Genomic DNA, 16,579 nt, shown 5'->3' on the forward strand with positions numbered 1-16,579 from the left:
TATTGATCATTCGACCTGCTTAGTGACGGACCTGCGCTACATGTGCTCAATTTACCCGGTGTAGGAGTGAAGATGAAAACTCTGCGATTGGTCCGTCATGCAAAATCAAGTTGGCAAGATGCGTCTTTAGACGATTTTGATCGCCCTTTGAAGCCCAAAGGTATCCGCCGAGTGACCAAACTCGCAAAGATACTGGGTCCACTGCTTCACGTTCAATTGCTCACCAGTCCCGCGAGAAGAGCATTCGATACGGCTCAAATAATACACACCATTTGTATGCCAAATACGCCTGTTTTAACCCTTGAGAAACTTTACACATTTGAACCAAACGAACTTTTTTCTGCAATGACGCGATTAGAACTCCACTGTTCTGACATCTGTGTTGTCACGCACAATCCCGCCATAACTGCCGTTGCCAATTTACTGGGAGCACCAGATTTAGACAATGTCGTCACCTCGGGGTATGTCGAGTTTTCTGCAAATATCCAGTCATGGGCTCAACTAAGTGCAAAGAATACTCACTATATCAGGCATTTATTTTTAGATTAAACCTTGACCGTACCTATATTGAAACTGATATATTTGCTTTTTATGTCATGGAGATGTCGATGCAGTTTGTTCAGTTAAACAGCCGAAGTACGGGTCTTGCAGAGCTATTCGAGGAAATAGATCTATTGATGAATAGCTTATACCCCGCTGAAGCCAATGATTTAGTGCCAATAAATGAGATAGATAACCCACATACCTACATCATAGGCCACTATGATAACGGTGAACTTGTCGCATGTGGTAGCTTTGTCTTAAAAGAGGACAATGGCATATATGCCGAGTTAAAACGTATCTACGTCAAACCATCACAACGTGGAAAAGGAATGGCGAAAGCCATAATTGAACACCTGATTATGCACGCTAAGCGCGAAGAGATCGGCGAAATAAAATTAGAAACCGGGGATCAACAGACCGCAGCCATCAAGCTATACGAGTCATTTGGTTTTAGGCATTGCGGCACATTTGGCCAGTATAACGCAGAACCTAGCTCAGTTTTTATGCAGCTGACATTAGACGACTGTCAACAATGAGAAAATTGACTTGCCATTGGTAAATACGCTGTATCTAATACACAGGCAACAACACAGAATAAGTAATCACCAGTATGAAAACAGCAATAGTACTTGGCGCCACAGGGCTTATAGGTCAAAGTGTTACCCAAATTTTGGCGCAGCAGCCAGTCATTGAAAAAGTTGTTGCGGTTACGCGACGGCCTATTCAGTATGACTCAGAAAAAATCGTCAATGAAGTTGTCGACTTTGCCAAACTAAGTCGCTATCAGCACGTTTTCCAAGGACATATACTGTTTTCATGTTTAGGCACAACGCGCAAACAGGCAGGTTCAATTGCCGAGCAAAGGCGTGTTGATTTTGACTACCAATATCAGGCGGCAAGGCTCGCAGTACAAAATAATGTTACACACTATTTATTAGTTTCATCAAGCGGCGCGAATGAAAATAGCGTGAGTCCTTATCTTAAAATGAAAGGCGAGTTAGAGCATCGCGTAAAACTACTCGGGTTTAGACATCTCAGTATTTTTCAACCTTCTCTACTCATTGGCCACAGACCAGATACTCGAGTAGCAGAATCCATAGGTAACCACTTGCTACCCTTAATTTGTAAACTGCCCGGGTTAAAAAAGTATCGCCCTATTTCAGGCAACCAAGTTGCCACAAAAATGGTCTCGGTCGCGATGTCAGAATCGGCTCACTATGAAACATATAGGCTTGATGAAATATTTTAGAGTTAAAGGCGTTCAGGGTCAATATCGTCAATACCAATTGAAAGTCGCTAAAGAGTTTGAGACAAAGTAAAAAGGCCTTGTAATGATCTAAAGGCCGTATCGTTCATTGCGACTAACAACGATTGTGCATTCAGTTACCTTTACCAACTTGAGTAGCGTAACCTGCGCACTGGCATTGGATGATTTGGCCTTTTACGCGCACTCGCCATTTTAGTTTGGTGTCTGACGCCTTGGTGCCAGCATCAAACTTATGGGTTAAATTTCGCTCGCATGCTGACGTTTCTTGACCAGTTCCGCTTTCGCCAGATTGCAACAGTGGGTATCCCAGCTCAACACACGCTCCCATGACATATTGAGTGTCATCTTGAGTGACATTGTGTACTTCTTTACTATGAGAATCAGACTTAGAGGTTTGACTTGGCCCCTCCTGAGCTGGTTGTTGATTTTGCTTTCCTTCACACCCTGCTAGCAACATACTTAAAAAAAAGTAAGTCGTAACGATTAACAATGAGTTTATTTGAACCCAATTTGGCATAGTTAATCCACTCCTTTTCACCCTTCCTGAACTTAGCTTTATTGTAGAAGCTGGGTCACAACATGCTGTTAAATTTCTTCATTTATACCAAAATTCCCTTGAAAAGGTACTTATGCAACATGCAAATCATTGGTTTCACTCCATCTTAACCTTGCTGTATACTAGTTCCCAATCCCTCGTCAAAAATGTGAAAGCAGATACAATTTCCGAGAACAGCATGACCAAGAACGCGCCAAATACTTCACTAATTCAAGAATTAAAGTCTATCGTCGGTAACAGCTTTGTACTGACCGATGACACCAAAAAGCAGCCGTATACCAAAGGATTTCGTTTTGGATCAGGTGATGCCCTTGCTGTTATCAGACCAGCGACTCTTTTAGAAATTTGGCAAGCGTTAAAAGCATGTGTTGCAGCTGATGTCATTGTGATCATGCAAGCAGCCAATACAGGCCTAACAGGTGGCTCAACACCTGATGGCAAAGATTATGATCGCCCCATAGTCATCATAAGCACCATGCGGATTGACAGTATTCAACTGATAGATAATGCCAAGCAGATTGTCGGACTAGCTGGCAGCACCTTGTTTGGCCTAGAGGACACGCTTGCACCTCACGGTCGGGAACCGCATTCTGTCATTGGCTCATCATGTATTGGGGCATCAATTGTCGGTGGAATTTGTAATAACTCAGGGGGGGCTTTGGTACAACGTGGGCCCGCCTATACCGAACTGTCACTTTTTGCGCAAATTGACGAACTGGGTAACTTGTCACTGGTTAATAATTTAGGTATTAACTTGGGCGATACACCTGAAGAGATATTGACTAATTTACAAGAGCAAAACTACACAGATGCTGACGTTCAGTTCCCAGAACTTAGGGCATCTGATGACGAATACCATGAACGTGTTAGGGATGTCGACGCAGAGACCCCTTCGCGCTTTAACAATGATGGACGCCGCTTATATGAATCATCTGGCTGTGCTGGTAAGCTTGCGGTTTTTGCGGTTCGATTAGACACCTATCCGGTACCTGAAAAGCACCAAGTCTTTTATGTTGGTACTAATGACCCATCCGTGTTAGCTCAGATCCGTCGCGACATCCTATCTAAGTTTGAAAACTTGCCAGTCTCTGGTGAATATCTTCATAGGGATTGCTATGACGCCTCTAAGAAATACGGTAAAGATACCTTCTTAGTAATAGATAAACTGGGGTCTAAATATATTCCCAAAATGTTTGGCATCAAACGTACTGTTGACCGTATAGCTGACAACTTTAAGTTTCTACCCAGCAAGTTTTCTGATCGAATTATGCAATATCTGAGCTGTTTATGGCCTAATCACTTGCCAAAACGCATGGAAGAGTATCGCGACCGCTATGAACATCACTGGATTGTAGAGATGAGCAACGCTGGTGTTGCAGAGGCAAAAGCATACTTTGATGAATTCTTTAAAACGAACGATGGCAGCTACTTTGAGTGTACTGAAGACGAAGGTGAAAAAGCCATACTACATCGCTTTGTAGCAGGCGGTGCAATAGGCCGAATGCAGACTATGAACAGCAAAGAAATGGGTGCAATCATGACCATTGATGTCGCCTTTCCGCGTAATGAAACCGACTGGTTCGAACAACTGCCTCCAGAAATAGATGAGCAGATCGCTGTTAAACTATACTATGGGCATTTGTTTTGCCACGTCATGCACCAAAACTACATTATGAAACCGGGTGTAGACGCCAAAGCAGTTAAAAATAAGATCTTAGAGACATTTGATAAACGTGGCGCCGAATACCCTGCCGAGCACAATGTCGGACATGAATATTTTGCAAAAGATGCTCTGAAATCCTTCTACAAGAAACTTGATCCAACTAACTCATTCAACCCAGGTATTGGTAAAACGAGCAAGTGTAAACACTGGCACGAACACACACACAAGTAACCGCATTTGCTGCAATATTATGATAGTTAAGCCTCTGATATTGCAGCTCCAAAACGGCATTTATCTCATCTGAGTTAAACATCGCATTATTCGCGATGAATTAAAAATTTTATATAATCTATTTGAAATATTTTTGATACACTATGTGGCTATTAAAAATATTCAAGTACTTAGAATTATGAACCACCCTATCAAACTCAGTGCACTTGCCTTGTGTACCTTACTAACAAGTGCCTGTAACGCAACCAATCCAAGTGATATTCAATCGGATGCAGGATTGCGAATTGTAACTTGGAATATCGAACATTTAGCTGCTGACAACACCAAGGGGTGTAAGCCAAGAACGCAAAATGAAATTTCTGCACTGAAGAAATACGCAAGTTCTCTAGAAGCAGACGTTATCGCATTTCAAGAAGTTGGCTCAATCAAAGCCCTTGAAAACATTTTCGACACATCTCAATGGCAACTGATCATATCTGACCGTAAAGACAGCCCTAGCTACACTTGCCGTGGCAATGGATTGACGTCAACACAACAAAAAGTCGCATTCGCTGTTAAAAAGCCTTTAAACGTTGAAAAAGTTGTTCATCATAATCAATTCTCAGATATACAAGTTGGGTTGAGAAGTGGCTTGGAAGTTCAAATTGGCTATGCAGGCAAAACATTAGACTTACTTAATGTACACCTAAAAAGTGGTTGTTTTGTGGATGATTATCGCCGTTCAGACAAAAAATCGTGTCAGCTATTAGCAAAGCAAGTGCCTCTACTGGATAACTGGGTTGAATCGAAAAGCGCTGAGCAAGCCAACTTTATCGTTTTAGGCGACTTTAACCACAGACTGACCGCACCGTATAACCGCGTCAGCCGCGACTTGTATCACCCTGATGGACTTGCAGATAAGGCACCAAACAACCTTTCTAAGGCGACTTTCTTCAATGCAAATCAAATGCTAACGGGTTGTCATCCTTACTACCCTGCACCTATTGATCACGTTTTGGTGTCAAATACTCTGAAACCAACCTACGTGAAAGGCAGCGTTCAATTCCATTATTTTGACAATATGGAACCAAAGAAAATGCTCAGCGATCACTGCGCGCTCAGCATTGACCTAAACTAAAACAAGCATTTATGGGGCAAAGATAAAGCTTGCCCCTTACCTGTAATACTACTTTTCTAGTTGTTCTAAAATATCGAGCACTGATCTAAACAACCGTTTGTTAGCTAGCCCAATGTGTTGATTAACCACCGCGCCATAAGCACCAAAACGCGCAACAACAAGCTGTTTAGAAGGAATTATTACTACATACTGGCCTCTATGCCCACGCAGCGACACCGTGTCTTTTGGCAATTTAGGTAACCAAAAGCTCATATCATTCAACCAAAGCTGCCCACCATAGTGCTTATCAACTCCCTTGCTCATCATTACATCTTTAATCCAAGCCTCGGAAACGATTTGTTCTCCATTCCAGCGACCGTTATTTACAAACAGTTGGCCTATTTTAAGCCAATCATGTACTGTTAAGAACATTCTCGCACCACCTCTGAGGTTGCCAGCTTCATCAAGTTCAGCAATAGCATTGTTGATCCCAAGCGGCGCAAAAAAGTCTTGCTGATACAGCTTATTAATAGATGATAAGTCACCACCAGACGCATCCATCAACGCTTTACTTAGTAGCTGAGTTGTGCCAGTTGCATACTCAAATTTGCTGCCCGGCTTGTAATCTTTTGGCAGACCAGTTACGTAATTGACCGAGTCTCCGGTGTGATACCACATCGGCGCTAAATCTTCATACCCGTGAATATCAGGCAATTCCGCCCATTTTACGCCTGAGCTCATATTGAGTAAGTTCTTTACCGTCATTTCATGATGACCAAACTCCAATGATTGCTCTAAGGTGAGCTTACCTTGGTCAACCAATACGCCAGTTAATAGCCCTGTTACAGTTTTTGCCATCGACCAACTTAGCATTCGGGTATCGCCAGCATGAAACTGGTCATATTGCTCGGCAACGAGTTGTCCCTGATACATTACAGCAACTGCAAATGTATTGTCGCTCCATGTATAGTCCTTATTATTTGTGGCAAAAAATGAATCTAGCGATAGCGCCGGATCCAGCGCTTTAGCAATAGGAGTGCTTGGCAAGGGTTGTGGGACCGTCACACCTTGAGATTGCGCATGCAATTGCGCAGGGGTCAATTCATGCAGTAGAGTACAACCAAAGCCATCTCGAAACACTGAAGTTCGAGTCAGAGGTGAGCCGTCAACCTGAGCTGTTATCGAAACCTGTTTTGCAACTTCATCAACACTCAACACAGGTGTATTTGGCAATGCGCCTAGCGCCTCAGGGATCACCCGCTGCTTAATAAAGTCTATGGGTTCTTGTGATATAAAATGCCTTGAGCACAGTTGATTGGCGCTATAGCCCAGCAATACATCTGGGTCTGAGTTACAGCCACTCAATACCACAATTGACGCTAAACTCCCCAATTTTAAAGCGATATGTTTCATATTTATTCCTTTTGTTATTCTTCGCAGCTATGACGAATAACTAAACAATAAATACAAAATTTATACAGCTTAACTCATGGCTGCTTGCTTTGATAAAATCAAACGTTCACGCTGTAAAACACAATACGCGAGCAAGCCCAACCCAAGTATGACGTTTGCTAGCGCAAGACCCCACACAATACCACTAAAACCAGCTACATAAGCGCCAAAATATGCGAATGGGATCGACAAACCAAATAGCCTTAAGATACTCACATTTAATGCAATCATGCTGCGTCCAGTAGCGTTGCAACAGCTGACATACAACATGGTTGCAGCTAAAGCAATATAGGACAGTGGTAATACGGTTAACGCTAACTCGATAGATTTACTGACAAAAGTTTTCTGACAAAAGCCAACTCCTAACAGATCCGCGCCAAAAAATAGCACCAAAGAGACAACCAATTGCCAAACAATACATACTAAAACCGACAATTTAATTCCACGCCTAACCCTTAACGCTTTATTTGCCTCCCAATTTTGCCCTACAAAGATTGGCAGTGACGTAGTAAGTACCATGGGCAATAACAACGCAAGTGGCTCTAGGCGCATCACGACACCATAGGCAGCAACGGCATCACTGCCTTGTGTCGCAACAATTGCCATCAATATAGACTGCGCCAGCGGCGTGAGCAGCTGCATCGACACAATTGGGATCAAAAGACGAAACAAACAGCGAAAGCCTTGCCGACTTTGCGTAGAGAGCAAATTAATTTTTATGGATATGTTTTCTTTAACTATCAGTAAATAAAGCGCCCAAATACAGCCAGTTACAGCTGCAACCAGATGTGCAATACCCAACTTTTCTAAGCCACTGATCGCAAGATCAGCTCCTACCCATGGTGAAAACAATGCCGCACTGGTGAGCACCTGCATACCTGCAAATACCACCAGAAGCTGCGCTGCCGCTCGCATATTCCCAAAGGCACGCAATACGCCAAAAATCACCATAATTAAGAAAAAGAAGATTACAGCACCAAGGCGGTACTGCATATAAGTATTTAGAGGGCCCCAAACTTTTTCACGTTCAGAGAAGTCAGCAAAACCAAGTAAGTTTAAAATAGGTAATAAGTTTAACCAAATACCCAATGCTATCGTAGCACCAACCAAGACGGTAAATATCAAGCTGACTGCGGCAAGCTCTTCGACTACTCGCGCCTGAGTTAAGCGCGTCGCAACCACAATGCCAAGCCCTATGGCGAATGCAAATAAAGTTGCCTGCACTGGCAGCGTAAAACTCATTGCAGTGAGCTCTTCGACTCCTAAGCGAGATGCGAAATAAAGCTCAATCAAGTCCGCACTAAATAAAGCCAAAATAGCCCACAACATAGGTACCGTCAGTTGTCTCAACACCGCACTGGTAGAACCGGTTAAAATCCAGCGCTTCTTTACAGCCCTTGCACGTTGCTTGCGACAAGCTTGAACAGGTGAATAACTCAAATCTTGTGATCTATTGCATGTCATAGCGCGTGATCAACTCCTTGCTATTTGGTTTTATTTTTTATTTAGACAGACACTATTTGCTTTAATTGAGCAAAATGCTACTGCAAATAGCTGATTCATCTAATTATCAAGACCAATGAAAATCTTCAGAGTTCCCAGCAAATCTTGAAACTCGATGAACCCCCACAGAATTGAGATTAACCACCTCCATTTCGTTAACTAAAAACCAGCCAAATGCACGACTTTTTTATTATTTAAAAAACCGTCATAATAGTCGTTGAAAACAACCACTAAAGTCGATACATCATGGCCCAAAAGTTACCTCCACAGCTAAATGCCACGCAATCTCCTTGCGTACGAAATTGCTGTTTGGATGCCGAAGATATTTGTATTGGCTGCCTTCGAAGCATAGATGAAATTGTCGGCTGGGGAAGCAAAAGTGCACTAGAGAAAGCTGCAATACTAGAGCGATGTGCCGCAAGAAAACGAGCCAAAGAGCAAGTTCACAAATAACCCTGGAGCGTCTTCAGGTTACTACCAAATAGACCCGGATGGCGAGCAAGGTGTATCTCCCTTTGCTGTGTATTGCGATATGGATACCCTTGGCGGAGGCTGGACGCTCTTTGCAAATCACGCAGATGGTATTGAACGCAAGCTTATGCGCGATCCAGTAAAAATAGATCAATATGGTGTATTGGAATCGGCCCGCTGGCAAGCACTGAGAGCCACAATGACAGAAGGGCTTATGTTTATTGACGAACATCAGCGAGTATCTATGATTTCCGCACATAACGTCACCAACCCAACCGGTAATGGATGCCAGAGTTTACTTGATAACACAGCCGCTGATCTAACCGCCACATTTGACGGTAATCCTGAAAGGCCATTTGCTATTTGGCCGTACAGCACAATTTATGCGCATACAGAACAAGACAAACTACTTTATTTTATTAAGTAAACACCAAAAAAAAGCAGCTTGAATGGGCTGCTTTTCCTCTAACAAACCCATGTCGTTATAAGTGACTTTCAAATTAGAAAATGTTCACTCACCTTGTTAAATAAATAGTTTAATCAATTATAAAATATAAAAGTAATATCATATAGAAGCTGGATAACCGAGCAGAGGTGTATCAATACCATTCTAATAATCCATAAGGTGAAAAACACCCTTCTCAATCAACGCGGTGATACCACCTTAAACAACCATTAATCACTCACAATTTACGATAAGTTTTATATCATTGCATACAGAATTTAAAAATAAACACACTAAAAAAGTATATGAAATAAAAAAACAAAACTAACAAAGCAAAAACTTCGAGCTTACTATTTGAGACCACTCGTGTCGTAAATAATGTAATAAATGAATGTAGATTTTCCTTTTTAGTATAGCAGTGGAGTAAAATCCTAAGCGCTGGCAATATGATCATGGCAAAAAAAGCCAGAACAGCAAACAATGTTACATGGAATTCAAAAAACCACTGTGCTTCAAGAGACTTAAAATTGGGGCACACTTTTAATTCCTTTATTAATAGCATCCAGATAAATACGGGTTGAGGATAAGCCTGAAAGCAAAACGCAAATATGTGCTCACGTTGCTTCGACTAGATAACCCTTCACAACAACCCTTTTTAATTAGAAGTGCGCCTTTGGTCCTAAATAATACGCTCTGTGTACTACTTGATTCAATACATGATGAAAACCAGCTGTTAAGTCCATTTGCTGATAATAGATTAAAAAGCTGATATCTATATCAAACAATATTGATTAAAGCCCCAAATTAGCATCTTAATGTTTATTCTTCCAATAAAAATAATCATAAATAAAGCTAACAAATGGCCTCAACCATTACAATATGAAAATAAAAATAATGAAAAAATCAATATGAGAGAACCCTCTTCTCACACGTAAATATTAAATAAAGAAAAATTAATTGATTAATCTATTAACTTGTCCAATTTAATAAAGAAATCGTTGAATGTGGCAGACATGTCTTCTGAGTGCTCTTGTATTTTCTGAAGATCTTCTTTCGCGCCGTCTAGAGTTTCTCGTAGGGTTTGTTCTTGCGTTTCGCTCATGCCAAAAGAGATTATTGAATCTTCTACGTCAAAAATAAGCGTTTCAACTAGCTCTTGGCATGATTGATTATAGTTTTTAAAAATAAGTTCAATGTCTTCTAAGTCTTTACTCGCCACCTGACTAAGCTCTCTGAGCCCCTTATTCTTCGCTTGAATAGCTTGAATGTTGGTTTCTAAACTTTTTAGTCTAGCGTCTGCACCTCTAACCACCAGTGCCAATATGTCATTAAACCTTCCGTATTTCTCATCGTCATCAATGGGCATATTTTTTATTAATAATGAGCAATATGCGCTGTTGAAAAAGCTACGCTTTTCGATGTTAATGACGGTTTTACTCTCTCGCCCTTTTTTAAGAAGCTCGCTTTCTAACGGGTTAATGACGCCAAAGTTACAAAAATCTCTAAATTCGCCCAATAGCCCCAACTGTACAGATGCATTTAAATCCAAGTTTCGACAAACGGATAAAACTGCGTTCGATAAATCCGCCAAGGTGTTGCATTGGTATGAGTTTTCAATGAACTCAAGGCATAAACCCAATTCACTACAACTGGTAATGGCTGTTAAGGTAACTTCTTCGGCAGCCTCGCAATTCACTTTTAAGGTATCAATTTCACTACTGAACTTAACCAATCTGTCAATCCTAAAACTAAGTTCAGCTGCATCAAATGGCTTGGTGATGTAATCATCACCACCTGCTTTAAACCCTTCAAGTTTGTCTTCAATACAATCTTTTGAGGAAACGAATAAAACCGGAGTATCACAGTTAGAAGGGTTACTGCGAATCGCCTTACAAACCTCATATCCGTTCATACCCGGCATCACAACATCCAGCAAAATCGCATCATATTTACGCTCATGAAATAATGTCAGTGCTTCTTCGCCGTTATGCGCTGAGAAGTAATCATGTGATTCACCAAGCATTGTTTTTGCAATATCATGGTTAACTTCATCGTCATCGACTAACAAAATTGAGTACGACATACGCCCCCCAATAGGCTTTAATCTCGATACTGCTGAGAAATATCAAAAAATAAATTTTCTTTTTCCAAAAACTCATCCAACAACTCAGGATCAAAATGACTCCCCCGTCCTTCTTTCATGATTGCAATTGCTTTGTCATGCTCCATCGCATCTTTATAAACTCGCCGACTGATCAATGCATCATAGACATCCGCTATCGCCATCATGCGTGCGCTAAGTGGGATTTCTTCTCCTTTCAACCCTTCAGGGTAGCCGGAGCCATCCCACTTTTCGTGATGATAGTGAGAAATTTCCTTCGCAGTTTTAAGGAAGCTATTTGCCTGACCCAGCGCAGACTCGGCAGTCTCTATGGCGTTGCGACCAAATACGGTATGGTTTTTCATGATTTCAAACTCGTCAGCTGTAAGCCGACCTGGTTTGAGCAGAACATTGTCTGGGATCCCTACTTTGCCAATGTCATGTAACGGGGCAGACTTATAAAAATTATTAATCACTTCTAAAGTGAGTACCTTTTTATATTTTTCCTTCTCGCACAAAATAGTTGCCAATAGTTTTACGTAGAGCTGTGTACGGCGAATATGATTACCGGTTTCTTGGTCTCGGGTTTCGGCTAGGCTAGCCATTGCCTGAATAGTGACATCTTGAAGGCGAGACATTTGCTCCGTGCGCTTTTGAACCTCTTCTTCCAAATAATCGTTTTTGTTTTTTAGAATGTCTTTGGATTCTTTGTTCAATAAGTGTGTATTTAGGCGAGCAAGCAGTATTGGCGGACTAATTGGCTTGTTAATGTAATCACATGCACCCAACAAAAAACCTTTTTCTTCATCTTCAACACTGGTTTTTGCAGTCAAAAAAATCACCGGTATTTCACTGTATACCTCGTGCGACTTTAAGTACTTGATCACCTCGTAGCCATTCATCTGTGGCATAACAACATCAAGAAGAATGATGTCAACTTTGTTTTTTTCAACCACGGAAATAGCGGCTTCACCACTTTTTACCGCTAAGACACGATATTTATCTTTGATAATTTCCGTCATGAAAGCCAGGTTTTCCTTCACATCATCTACTACCAACACCGTTTTAAGCTGTTCCATAGGCTCTTCTATTGAATTGTTAGACAATTATTCATCACACACAAAAATATAGGTCTATTATTACTGAAACGCCAAGCATGGATTGGATTAGATGAAAAGTTTAAGAGTCAGCTTCTTTATCACATTCTCAATAATGTTGCTTGTCAGTATTGGGATTGGGTTAATGTCCTATTACGTCAAATCAGAAGTCAGCGCTTTGACTGATAAACAGACCCAACTTTTTAAGCTGACGGAGCTTGCCCATGAACTAAAGCTGAGTTCAGACAATTTGACAAATTTTGCAAGAGCCTATGCAGTGACAGGCAATGATAAATGGCAGCAGCTTTTCAGTTACACTTTGCTAGTGCGAGACGGAAAGGTCCGTGCAGACAATGCCAACACCTATGACTATTGGGATAGCCTAGCAGCCCCTCACTCCAGCGTTCCTGAGACGATCCGAGTAAACGATGGACATAATATAATTGAGCGATTTCAACAGTTGGGTGCGCAGGACTTTGAACTTTTGCAGATGCAAAATGCGCTTTCTACTTCCAATGCTTTGGTTAGTCTTGAGCGTCGGGCTTTTAACGCCATAGAGGGCATACACAAAGACGAATACGGTAATTGGGTCAAAGACGCAGCACCAGACTTAGTAAGCGCTCAAAAAATTCTTTTCAGCGACAACTATCTAGTTGAGAAATCGAAAATCATGTCGGCAATTGGTGAAGCACACAGAGCTATCACTAATCGCCTCAATGCTGAGCTTGAGAGTCACCAAAATAGTTTAAACAACACCTATTTGCTCAGAAATATTTTCAATTTAATTTTACTTATCAATATCGCATTGTCTTTTTACCTGCTTTGGAAACTCTATATAAACCCAGTTGCATCAATCCAAAAACAAGTAGTGAGCAATGTAGAAAAAGGCAATTATAACTTCGTGCTTGATGAATCGGTGAAAGGCGACCTATCAGATCTGTCAAAATCAATGAACAAACTCCTGAACGACTTGTCTGAACAGCTCGAATTCAACACCATCATGAAAGACTTTGGGTTAGCACTTAGAGGGAAAAAAAATCCCAACGAGCTTGGAGAAGAACTCTTGCAGTTCTTGGAGCAAAGGCTTTCAGTTCCCCTTTTAGGCTTATATGTTTTTGAAGAACAAAAAGTGCTTACTCGCGTTGCTGGCACCGGATACAGCTGCAATTGCGCAAGAACATATAGTAACTATGACTCCATTCACTTTCATGTATTAAGCACTCAAAAGCCCTATTCGATGAAGTTTGAAAAGGAGCAGTATGCCATTGAGTTAAATGGAGAAAAGCTCTCTATAAGCGAGTTATATTATTTCCCCTTGGTCGTCAGCAATGACAGTATTGGTTTGTTAGAGCTGGGCAGCTTAGTTGAGCTAACTGATCAAGATTATAAGTGGGTGAAATCGGTCATAAACGATTTGGCAGTTAGTCTACAGCTTACACAAAACATCGACTTACAGTCAAAGGCCGAAAAACGTATCGTAGAACAACTCGAACTCAACAAAAAAATTCTCGATGCCATTCCAAGCCCAATGTACTACAAGAATAGCTCAGGCAACTATTTGGGTGTTAATAGTGTTTTTCATCAATATTTTGGGACATTCGATGCGGATGTTTTGGACGCCACCACAGAAGATATTTTTAACTATGAAATTGCGCAAGTTTTTGAGCAATCACACCAAGATTTACTTGATGGTAAGTCAAACCAACACTACGAAATAAAAATTGATAACGCACAAGGCGACCCCCGCAACTTTATTGTTTATGAAGCCGTATTCACCAATGCCGAAAACGAACTTGCTGGTGTGGTTGGTTTATTACTTGATGTGACAGAGCGCAAACAAATGGAACTCGAGCTGCGTTTGGCAAAAGATAAAGCGGATGAAATGAGCACTGCCAAAGGAGAGTTTTTGGCAAATATGAGCCATGAAATTCGCACGCCAATGAATGCAATCATCGGTATGAGCCATCTGGCGCTTCGGACGGAGTTAACCACCCAGCAATCCGGTTATATCAATAAAATAGACCAAGCTGCTAAGAGTTTACTCGGGATAATTAACGACATATTAGATTTTTCCAAAATAGAGTCAGGCAAACTAGAAATTGAAGATATCGATTTTTCTTTGCAAGAAGTAATGGATAACGTTGTTAATATCAACGTTATTCGTATGCAAGAAAAAGGCTTAGAAATGCTATTGGACATCGCACCGGATGTACCAATTAGCCTCGTTGGCGATCCGCTTCGCTTGGGCCAAGTCTTAATCAATTTATGCGGCAATGCCATCAAATTCACTGAACGCGGAGAAATCACCATTTCGGTCACCAACCTTGAACAGCAAGATGACCAAACCATCTTGAAGTTCACTGTAAAAGACACTGGCATTGGCATGTCTCAAGAGCAGCAAAGCAAGTTGTTCAATGCATTTTCGCAAGCTGATGGCTCCATTACGCGAAAATACGGGGGAACAGGACTCGGGCTGAGTATTTCTAAAAAGCTGGTCGAACTAATGGGAGGTACAATTGGTGTTAACAGTGAGCAAGGTCAAGGCTCTGAGTTTTACTTTACAGTCCGCTGTGGCTTACAGTCAGCCAAACTGACCAATGTCATTTGTCCTGATAGCCAGTTAGCTGGTAAACACGCATTAGTCGTTGATGACAATGAAAGTGCTCGCGCAATATTAACGAACCTGCTCAAAGCGATGAAGTTTACTGTCACTTGCGCGGCAAGCGGTGCGGGCGCAATTGAACTTGTGCAAGGCAGCAAATTTGACATTGTGTTCATGGATTGGAAAATGCCGAATATGAGCGGAATTGATGCCATCAAACACATTCGTTCACTTGAATTAACGCCTGAGCCCAAATATGTACTTGTTACAGCATACGGCACCGACATTGGTATGAACTCACAAATCCACGACTTAATCGATGCCATAATTCTCAAACCCGTCAATGCGTCAGTTCTGTTAGATGCCATTATGGAATCATTTAATTTAGCAAGTCAGCCTAGAAACGGAGATGTGTCGAACAAAGACAATGGCGTGAGACATTCATTCGAGAAACAAAAAGTGCTACTTGTTGAAGACAATACGACAAATCAAGAAATTGCCAATGAGATGCTTAGCTCTCTAAATTTAGACGTAACCATCGCAGATAACGGTCAGATTGCTGTTGATATGGTCAAAAATAATACGTTTGATATCGTGCTAATGGACATACAAATGCCTGTTATGGACGGTTACTCTGCGACGAAAAGAATACGTGAATTCAATCAGTTCGACGGATTACCAATTGTCGCCATGACTGCAAATGTCATGAAAGAAGATTTACAAAAGTGTAAAGCTGCGGGCATGAACGACCATATTGGTAAGCCCATCAACTTCAATCAAATGACTGAGACCTTACACGCACATTTGTATAAAGTGACTAACCAAGACGACACTAGTTTACATCAAGTAGTTGAGAGCGCTGACGACAAACAGCCAGAAGTAGAAACAAATGCAGAGCAACAAGAGATCAAGTTAGATGGTGTCGATATTGAGCGGGCAATAAAACGATTAGGGGGCAATGAAAAAGCGTTTTGGAACATCATTAAAAAGTTTGCGCGCAATCAAATTGAAGAAACCATCAACCTCAATCAAGCGCTTGTCATCGGAGACATGGAACATGCAGAGCGTATTGCTCATTCACTAAAAGGGGCCAGTGCAAATTTGTGCATTGATGAGCTTTCCAAGCAAGCTTCAGACATCGAAGCAGCAATCGCCAATGAACAAAAGGTTGAACCAAAAGATGTAGAAGTCCTAACGGAATACCTAAGAGGACTGCACAAAAGCCTAAGTGAACTGCAAAGTGATGAAAAGCCAGCAACCCCAGCTCCCAGCACATCAAATATTGTGAGTTTTAAAGTTACGCGTGGGGACTTCTTAGAACTGGAAGAGCTATTACTCAGTTGTGATACTCAATCCGTTGAGAAAGTTTATGAGCTCAAAGCTAACCATAAAATTGATGAGTCTACTTGCATTGAACTTGTGGAACTCATTGAAGATTTTGAATTTGATCAAGCCAGAGAAGTGATTTCGCAATTGTTAGAACAGTCGGCGTAGTTGAAGTAGCTCATATCATCCCTTACTGTTTGAAAAAATTGGGTTATATGTCATCTGG

The 16,579-nt window shown here is 41.3% G+C and carries 13 protein-coding genes; 8 read left to right on the plus strand and 5 right to left on the minus strand.

Annotation, left to right across the window (positions count from 1 at the left end):
* Positions 1-72 precede the first annotated feature (72 nt).
* From MHN81_RS15260 to MHN81_RS15270, 3 genes are all read left to right on the plus strand, one after another.
* Positions 73-549 (plus strand): histidine phosphatase family protein, encoded by a 477-nt coding sequence (locus MHN81_RS15260; protein WP_239426152.1) that lies wholly within the window; start codon positions 73-75, stop codon positions 547-549.
* Between the two features lie 59 nt (positions 550-608).
* Entirely contained in the window at positions 609-1,079 is a 471-nt protein-coding gene (locus MHN81_RS15265; RefSeq protein ID WP_239426153.1) for a GNAT family N-acetyltransferase, read from the plus strand.
* Positions 1,080-1,153: 74 nt separating this feature from the next.
* Positions 1,154-1,792, plus strand: a complete 639-nt coding sequence (locus MHN81_RS15270; RefSeq protein WP_239426154.1) for an NAD(P)H-binding protein — start codon at positions 1,154-1,156, stop codon at positions 1,790-1,792.
* A 130-nt stretch (positions 1,793-1,922) separates the two neighbouring features.
* Here MHN81_RS15270 and MHN81_RS15275 read toward each other — a convergent pair whose 3' ends face one another.
* Positions 1,923-2,327, minus strand: coding sequence for a hypothetical protein (locus MHN81_RS15275; protein ID WP_239426155.1), 405 nt, complete (start codon positions 2,325-2,327; stop codon positions 1,923-1,925).
* Positions 2,328-2,544: 217 nt separating this feature from the next.
* Here MHN81_RS15275 and dld point away from each other — a divergent pair, with 217 nt between their 5' ends.
* Both dld and MHN81_RS15285 read left to right on the plus strand, forming a co-directional pair.
* Positions 2,545-4,260 (plus strand): D-lactate dehydrogenase, encoded by a 1,716-nt coding sequence (dld, locus tag MHN81_RS15280; protein WP_036976770.1) that lies wholly within the window; start codon positions 2,545-2,547, stop codon positions 4,258-4,260.
* Between the two features lie 178 nt (positions 4,261-4,438).
* The gene (locus MHN81_RS15285) at positions 4,439-5,377 is read left to right on the plus strand and encodes an endonuclease/exonuclease/phosphatase family protein (protein WP_036976713.1); all 939 of its coding nucleotides are present in this window, start codon (positions 4,439-4,441) and stop codon (positions 5,375-5,377) included.
* Between the two features lie 48 nt (positions 5,378-5,425).
* Here the strand turns inward: MHN81_RS15285 and MHN81_RS15290 are convergent, their stop codons facing one another.
* Both MHN81_RS15290 and MHN81_RS15295 read right to left on the minus strand, forming a co-directional pair.
* Positions 5,426-6,769 carry a serine hydrolase gene (locus MHN81_RS15290; RefSeq protein ID WP_023400543.1) on the minus strand — a complete coding sequence of 448 codons (1,344 nt, stop codon included), beginning with the start codon at positions 6,767-6,769 and terminating at the stop codon, positions 5,426-5,428.
* 69 nt (positions 6,770-6,838) lie between these two features.
* Entirely contained in the window at positions 6,839-8,272 is a 1,434-nt protein-coding gene (locus MHN81_RS15295) for an MATE family efflux transporter (protein WP_239426156.1), read from the minus strand.
* A gap of 285 nt (positions 8,273-8,557) precedes the next feature.
* Here MHN81_RS15295 and MHN81_RS15300 point away from each other — a divergent pair, with 285 nt between their 5' ends.
* Both MHN81_RS15300 and MHN81_RS15305 read left to right on the plus strand, forming a co-directional pair.
* A complete protein-coding gene (locus tag MHN81_RS15300) occupies positions 8,558-8,764 on the plus strand; it encodes a DUF1289 domain-containing protein (RefSeq protein WP_080672634.1) in 207 nt (68 codons plus the stop codon).
* A complete protein-coding gene (locus tag MHN81_RS15305) occupies positions 8,724-9,209 on the plus strand; it encodes a fibrinogen-like YCDxxxxGGGW domain-containing protein (protein ID WP_023400541.1) in 486 nt (161 codons plus the stop codon). Before MHN81_RS15300 ends, MHN81_RS15305 begins: the two co-directional genes overlap by 41 nt.
* 979 nt (positions 9,210-10,188) lie before the next feature.
* On the opposite strand, the gene MHN81_RS15310 is transcribed toward MHN81_RS15305, so the two are convergent.
* Together MHN81_RS15310 and MHN81_RS15315 are read right to left on the minus strand one after the other, a co-directional pair.
* On the minus strand, positions 10,189-11,310 hold the full coding sequence (locus MHN81_RS15310) for a response regulator (RefSeq protein WP_239426157.1): 1,122 nt from the start codon (positions 11,308-11,310) through the stop codon (positions 10,189-10,191).
* A 17-nt stretch (positions 11,311-11,327) separates the two neighbouring features.
* A complete protein-coding gene (locus MHN81_RS15315) occupies positions 11,328-12,407 on the minus strand; it encodes a two-component system response regulator (protein ID WP_023400538.1) in 1,080 nt (359 codons plus the stop codon).
* A 91-nt stretch (positions 12,408-12,498) separates the two neighbouring features.
* Between MHN81_RS15315 and MHN81_RS15320 the strand changes: the two genes are divergently transcribed.
* Complete coding sequence (locus MHN81_RS15320; RefSeq protein ID WP_239426158.1) at positions 12,499-16,521, plus strand: response regulator; 4,023 nt, start codon at positions 12,499-12,501, stop codon at positions 16,519-16,521.
* The last annotated feature ends 58 nt before the right edge of the window (positions 16,522-16,579 follow it).

It is taken from the genome of Pseudoalteromonas sp. Of7M-16 (assembly GCF_022347805.1).
In the GTDB taxonomy this organism is placed as follows: Bacteria; Pseudomonadota; Gammaproteobacteria; order Enterobacterales; family Alteromonadaceae; genus Pseudoalteromonas; species Pseudoalteromonas luteoviolacea_F.

Bases quoted from the DNA above. Each gene is read 5' to 3' on its own strand.
- MHN81_RS15260 (WP_239426152.1), top strand. From the start codon at position 73: ATGAAAACTCTGCGATTGGTCCGTCATGCAAAATCAAGTTGGCAAGAT.
- MHN81_RS15265 (WP_239426153.1), top strand. From the start codon at position 609: ATGCAGTTTGTTCAGTTAAACAGCCGAAGTACGGGTCTTGCAGAGCTA.
- MHN81_RS15270 (WP_239426154.1), top strand. From the start codon at position 1,154: ATGAAAACAGCAATAGTACTTGGCGCCACAGGGCTTATAGGTCAAAGT.
- MHN81_RS15275 (WP_239426155.1), bottom strand. From the start codon at position 2,327: ATGCCAAATTGGGTTCAAATAAACTCATTGTTAATCGTTACGACTTAC.
- dld (WP_036976770.1), top strand. From the start codon at position 2,545: ATGACCAAGAACGCGCCAAATACTTCACTAATTCAAGAATTAAAGTCT.
- MHN81_RS15285 (WP_036976713.1), top strand. From the start codon at position 4,439: ATGAACCACCCTATCAAACTCAGTGCACTTGCCTTGTGTACCTTACTA.
- MHN81_RS15290 (WP_023400543.1), bottom strand. From the start codon at position 6,769: ATGAAACATATCGCTTTAAAATTGGGGAGTTTAGCGTCAATTGTGGTA.
- MHN81_RS15295 (WP_239426156.1), bottom strand. From the start codon at position 8,272: ATGACATGCAATAGATCACAAGATTTGAGTTATTCACCTGTTCAAGCT.
- MHN81_RS15300 (WP_080672634.1), top strand. From the start codon at position 8,558: ATGGCCCAAAAGTTACCTCCACAGCTAAATGCCACGCAATCTCCTTGC.
- MHN81_RS15310 (WP_239426157.1), bottom strand. From the start codon at position 11,310: ATGTCGTACTCAATTTTGTTAGTCGATGACGATGAAGTTAACCATGAT.
- MHN81_RS15315 (WP_023400538.1), bottom strand. From the start codon at position 12,407: ATGGAACAGCTTAAAACGGTGTTGGTAGTAGATGATGTGAAGGAAAAC.
- MHN81_RS15320 (WP_239426158.1), top strand. From the start codon at position 12,499: ATGAAAAGTTTAAGAGTCAGCTTCTTTATCACATTCTCAATAATGTTG.